Source organism: Rothia sp. HMSC072B03, assembly GCF_001809565.1.
Lineage (GTDB): Bacteria > Actinomycetota > Actinomycetes > Actinomycetales > Micrococcaceae > Rothia > Rothia mucilaginosa_A.
Genome location: NZ_KV797970.1, coordinates 379,804 through 385,469, shown reverse-complemented (window position 1 = coordinate 385,469; position 5,666 = coordinate 379,804). Strand labels below are relative to the sequence as shown.

The following is a 5,666-nucleotide window of genomic DNA, read 5'->3' as shown; positions in this document are numbered from 1 at the left end:
GTGCGCGGCGGCACCCCGCGTTGGGTGCCGCCGCGGCGGGAGTCTTTAGTCGATGAAGCCGCGTGCGCCGCCGACCAGCTCAACGTGGCCGGTCTCGACGTCTGCGGTGACCATCTTCGCGATTTCGTGGGCGAACTCGTTGACGGTGTAGAGCTTGCCCGCGGTCTCACGGCGCTGCTCGATGGCGCCCGGGTGCAGGCGGTTGAGCAGGGTTGCGGTGACGGTGCCTTCAATCATGTCGGCGGAGACCACGACCAGGGAGATGCCCTTCTCGGAGAGTGCGGGAATCTCGGCAATCAGGGCGTCTTCGCCGGCGCGCTTGGACTCGGCGACGGGCTGGTACTCGTCCATGGTCTCGACCTCGCGGATGAAGTGCGCCTGGTGGCTGGTCACGAAGACGATGCGGCCGCCTTCGGGCATCTTCTCTGCGGCCAGGCGAGCCAGGTTCAGCTGGGCGTCGCGGTTCAGGCGCATTGCGTAGTCCTCGCCCATGCCGGTCTCCATGCCGCCCGAGGCGTTCAGAATCAGGTAGTCCAGGGAGCCAAAGGTCTCGACGGCGGTGTTGACGAGGGTCTGCAGATCCTCGGCCTTGGTCACGTCAGCCTGCACGGCGACGGCCTTGCCGCCGGCCTCTTCGATGGCCTTGACGATCTTGTTGGCGCGCGGTGCCTTGGAACGGTAGTTCACGACGATGTTGGCGCCTTCGGCGGCGAGAATCTGTGCGGTGTCTGCGCCGACGCCTCGGGAGGAGCCGGTGATGATGATGGTCTTGCCGGTCAGCTGTGCCATTCGGTGTACGTCCTTTGTGTTGTTCAACGATGGTGTCTAACGTTGCGTGCAACGTCGATGTCTTGTGGCGCGGCCCGCGCACGCAGGCGGCGGTGCGACGAGCCGCGCGACGGGCGGACGGTAGTCGTACCGCCACCCCCGCCGGGATGCAGTCTTTGCGGGTTTTAGTGGCCCATGCCCAGGCCGCCGTCCACGGGGATGACGGCGCCGGAGATGTAGTTTGCCTCGTCGGAGGCGAGCCAGCGAACCACGCGTGCAACCTCTTCGGCCTCTGCGAAGCGGCCGGCCGGGATGGAGGCGAGGTAGTTCTTCTTGGTTTCCTCGGGCAGAACATCGGTCATGGCGGTGTTGATGAAGCCCGGTGCCACCACGTTCGCGGTGATGTTGCGGCCGCCCAGCTCGCGGGTGATGGAGCGGGCCATACCGACCAGTGCCGCCTTGGAGGCGGAGTAGTTGACCTGGCCGGGCGAACCGTACAGGCCCACCACGGAGGAGATGAGGATGATGCGGCCGCGCTTGAGCTTGAGCATGCCCTTGATGGCGCGCTGCACCACGCGGAACGAGCCGGTGAGGTTCGTGTCAATCACGTCGGTGAAGTCGGCTTCCTTCATGCGCATCAGGAGCATGTCGCGGGTAATGCCGGCGTTGGCAACCAGCACCTCAACGGGGCCGTATTCCGCCTCGATGGCTTTGAAGGCTTCGTTAATGCTGTCGGCGTCGCGCACATCCGCCTTGACGGCGAAAAATTCTTCGGGAGCCTCGCCGCTGCGGTAGGTGATGCAGACGTTGTGGCCCGATGCCTGGAATTCCTTGGCAATTTCGTAGCCGATGCCTCGGTTACCGCCGGTGACCAGGACGGTCTTGGGAGTGTTTTCGCTCATGAGCTTCCTTGGTGAGTCGACCCCTCGCGGTCGGCGCCGATGCAGCGGCTCCGCGGCCGGGGTGTGGACGGATGGACAGTCGAAGCCTATTTTACCGCGTTTTACGCTCGAGGTGCCGCAGGCTACACCGCGCTCGCTCCCCCGTCACTACCCTATCGCGCCTCGAGAACGCCCTTTATACACGCTGCGCCCGCGCGTAGACTAACTCATGGTGCCTCCGCGGCGGAGGCGCCCGTACCGTTCGTGAAAGGATTGGGAATCATGGATCTTCTGGGTTCGCTCTCGCAGGATGCGCAGCCCGAGTACGCGAAGTGTTCGCGTAAGGGGTGCCGGCAGGCGGCGGAGTTCCAGCTGCTGTGGAACAACCCCAAGGTGCACACCCCCGAGCGTCGAAAGATTTGGTTGGCCTGCTCGGAGCACGTGGGTTGGTTGGAGAACTACCTGCGCGAGCGCGAGTTCTGGAAGCAGACGCTACCCTTCGATGGCTCCATGGCGGATTCCTCCGAGTAGCCGGCGGAAAGGGCTCGGCGAAGGGACCACCCCTCAATCGAAACTACTTTCGATATATGCTATATTTGTTCTAATAGCTTTAGATTGAGGCACTCTCCACGCACCCCCAGCGCCCACCAGCACTCCAGGAGGCAACCCCCATGATGGGATACTCGCACACCGTCAGCGCCGCCGCCGGCTGGTTGGCTCTGGTCGAGACGGGAGTTGTGCAGGTTCCGGACACTCCCACGCTCGTTGTCACGACCCTGGCGTGCGCCGGGGCCGGCATGCTGCCGGACATTGACCATCACAACGGCAGTATCGCGAATTCCATCCCGCCCGTTTCGCGGTGGGTGGCACGCATTGTGGGGGCCGTGAGCGGTGGTCACCGCAAGGGCACCCACTCCATTCTGGGCTTGGTGGCCTTCTGGGCCATCGCGTACTTTAGCGCAAGCATTAGCTACAACGGCATCCCGTGGGCCTCGCTCCTCCTGGCCGCTTTCTCGGGAGGCCTGGCCCTGCGGGTTCTGGGAGCCCCGGGCGGATGGATTGGCGCCATCGCACTGGGCTATGCCGCCTACACGACGGATTCACTCACGCTCCTCCCCTGGGCCTTCTCGGTGGGCGCCACGATTCACCTCATCGGCGATCTGCTCACCACCCGCGGCCTGCTCCCCCTCTACCCCATCGTCATTAAACCGCTAGTGGCCTCGCCCCTGTGGAAGAAGAGCGGCTACATGGCACTGCCCATCCTGGGGGACGCCGGCAGCGTACGCGAAAAGGCCCTGACCCTCGCGTTGAGCATCTACATTGGATGGTACGCCGCCGCCATGATGGGATTCGTGGAGTACCCGTTCCAGACGTTTGGACTGGGCGTCCACGCCGTAAAGTAGCACCGCAGCCTCACGGATAGATTTTCACGAGCCAACATCCCGAGGACAAAGCGACCTCGCAGCAGCTCGGCGGCAGAATATATAACCACCCCAAAACACGAAGGCACCCCGTCACTTCACTAGGAAGCGGCGGGGTGCCTCGCAATAATCATCCCGAACCTGTCGGGCTAAGAGACTAAGCGTCCTGGATGGGCCAGAAGACGTCAACCTCAACGTTCTCTTCACCGGAGGTGGGGTACTTCTCGAATTCAGTGTTGTGCATTGGTGTTCTCCATTCATGAGCGGGCGGGAGTTTCCTCTCCCCCGCGTCAGCTCGTCGATGGTGACGAGCTTTAGATTCGCTTGTGCGTCCTCGCATCAGCGGGAACAACTCCAGTCTATACCCGAAGGATGTTGTGTTTCTACTAAAAATCCCACAATGTCAGTAGGCACACACGAAAAATTCAAAAACCCCACACGTACGCTCGAATATCTCGGGTGAAAACGTTTCTTTGAAATCTAAAAACCCACAAGGCAACATTGTTTTTTCGTCAAATAGTGCCTGTGATTCATAAGGTTCCACCCACAAACCCAATGCACTAATGAGCAATATAGGCATATACGACCAGAAAGCAATGCAAACCCACGGGTCAGGTCACATTTTTTCGTGATATTCGAGAAGGTAACTCCAGAAGAGACACGAAAAAGGCCCCGGCACCATACGGTGCCGGAGCCTCCTTACCTTTATGCTGGCGAATTACGTTTTAGGCCAGCGAGATGAGGTCCTGGTACTCCTTCGACCAGAGGTCCTCCACCGCATCCGGCAGAAGCAGCACGCGCTCGGGGTTGAGCGCCTCCACCGCACCCTCATCGTGCGAAACCATGACGATTGCCCCCTGGTACGCCTTCAGCGCATGCAAAATCTCCTCGCGGGAGGCCGGGTCGAGGTTGTTGGTCGGCTCATCCAGCAGCAGCACGTTCGCGCTCGAGGCCACGAGCGTCGCCAGGGCGAGACGGGTCTTCTCGCCACCGGAGAGAACGCCGGCCGGCTTATCCACGTCATCCCCCGAGAAGAGGAAGGAACCCAGAATCGTGCGCACTCGGGTGTCATCCAGGTCGGGCGCCGCGGACTTCATGTTCTCGAATACGGTCCGGTCGCCATCCAGAATCTCGTGCTCCTGGGCAAAGTATCCCAGCTTCGCGCCGTGACCGTAGATGACCTCGCCGGTATCGGGCTTCGTCGTGCCGGCAAGCATGCGCAGCAGCGTGGTTTTACCCGCACCGTTCAGGCCCAGCACCACCACGCGAGAGCCGCGGTCGATGGCCAGGTCAACGCCCGTGAAAATCTCGAGCGAGCCGTAAGACTTCGACAAACCCTCCGCCGAAAGCGGGGTCTTGCCGCAGGGGGCCGGATCCGGGAAACGGATTGCCGCCACCTTGTCCACCTGACGCTCCTCCTCCAGGCCGCGCAGAAGCTTCTCGGCACGCTTAATCATCTGCTGGGCGGCAGCGGCCTTCGTGGCCTTGGCTCGCATCTTATTCGCCTGCTCCATGAGGGCGCTCGCCTTCTTCTGGGCGTTGGCGCGCTCGCGCTTGCGGCGGTGTTCGTCCTGCTCGCGCTGGGCCAGATAGTTCTTCCAGCCCATGTTGTACTGGTCAATCACGCAGCGGTTGGCGTCCAGGTAAAAGACGCGGTTGACGACGAGCTCCATGAGGTCCACGTCGTGGCTGATGACCAGCAGGCCACCCGAGAAGTTCTTGAGGAAGTCCCGCAGCCACATGATCGAGTCGGCATCCAGGTGGTTGGTCGGCTCGTCCAGCAACATGGTGTCCGCGTTCGAGAAGAGGATGCGCGCCAGCTCCACGCGGCGACGCTGACCGCCCGAAAGGGTCGAAAGCGGCTGGGAGAGCACGCGCTCGGGCAGGTCCAGGTTGGAGGTGATGACCGCGGCCTCGGACTCGGCGGCGTACCCACCGCCGGCAATAAACTCTGCCTCGAGACGGTCGTAGCGGCGCAGGCCCTTGGCGCGCACCGCCTCGTCCTCGCTGGCCATGTCTTCCTGGGCCTGACGCATCTTGCGGGCCACGCCGTCCAGGCCGCGAGCCGAGAGGATGCGGTCACGGGCCAACTGGCTCATGTCGTCCACCTTGGGGTCCTGCGGCAGGTAGCCAATCTCGCCGCTGCGGGTGACGGTGCCGTCCGCGGGCAGAGTGAGTCCGGCCAGTACCTTGGTCATGGTGGTCTTGCCGGCGCCATTGCGGCCCACCAGGCCGATCTTGTCGCCCTTGTCGATGCGGAAGGTGACGTCTTCCATCAGCAGGCGCGCGCCGGCGCGCAGTTCAAGGTTCTGTACGGCAATCATGGGTGTCTTTCGGGTGGGACGGTCTGCGTGGTGTTGGTGCTCCGGGCCGATTCCCAAGAGGAGAACCACCGGGCGAGCACCCCATCAATTTTAGTGCAGGGATGCCGTGCGTGCATGTGGGTTTGCTTTTATTTCTGTGGTGACGGGTGTAGGATACCTATCGAACACTGTTCAATGGTAATGTTCTGCTGGGACGTTTCACGCCGCGCAGCGACGCCGCGCGAACCGATCCCTCCGGCTCTCTCTCTCTCCCCCCCCCCCCCCCCCCCCCC

The 5,666-nt window shown here is 62.5% G+C and carries 5 protein-coding genes; 2 read left to right on the top strand and 3 right to left on the bottom strand.

Annotated features, from left to right (window positions below; all coding sequences use genetic code 11):
• Positions 1 to 45: 45 nt before the first annotated feature.
• Positions 46 to 789, bottom strand: a complete 744-nt coding sequence (locus HMPREF2630_RS08175) for an SDR family oxidoreductase (RefSeq protein WP_049334163.1) — start codon at positions 787 to 789, stop codon at positions 46 to 48.
• A gap of 164 nt (positions 790 to 953) precedes the next feature.
• On the bottom strand, positions 954 to 1,670 hold the full coding sequence (locus HMPREF2630_RS08170) for a beta-ketoacyl-ACP reductase (RefSeq protein WP_049334162.1): 717 nt from the start codon (positions 1,668 to 1,670) through the stop codon (positions 954 to 956).
• Positions 1,671 to 1,931: 261 nt separating this feature from the next.
• Between HMPREF2630_RS08170 and HMPREF2630_RS08165 the strand changes: the two genes are divergently transcribed.
• Positions 1,932 to 2,180 (top strand): hypothetical protein, encoded by a 249-nt coding sequence (locus HMPREF2630_RS08165; protein WP_049334161.1) that lies wholly within the window; start codon positions 1,932 to 1,934, stop codon positions 2,178 to 2,180.
• Positions 2,181 to 2,320: 140 nt separating this feature from the next.
• Complete coding sequence (locus HMPREF2630_RS08160) at positions 2,321 to 3,052, top strand: metal-dependent hydrolase (RefSeq protein ID WP_070484367.1); 732 nt, start codon at positions 2,321 to 2,323, stop codon at positions 3,050 to 3,052.
• 743 nt (positions 3,053 to 3,795) lie between these two features.
• Here HMPREF2630_RS08160 and abc-f read toward each other — a convergent pair.
• Positions 3,796 to 5,394 (bottom strand): ribosomal protection-like ABC-F family protein, encoded by a 1,599-nt coding sequence (abc-f, locus tag HMPREF2630_RS08155; protein WP_049334159.1) that lies wholly within the window; start codon positions 5,392 to 5,394, stop codon positions 3,796 to 3,798.
• Positions 5,395 to 5,666: the final 272 nt, after the last annotated feature.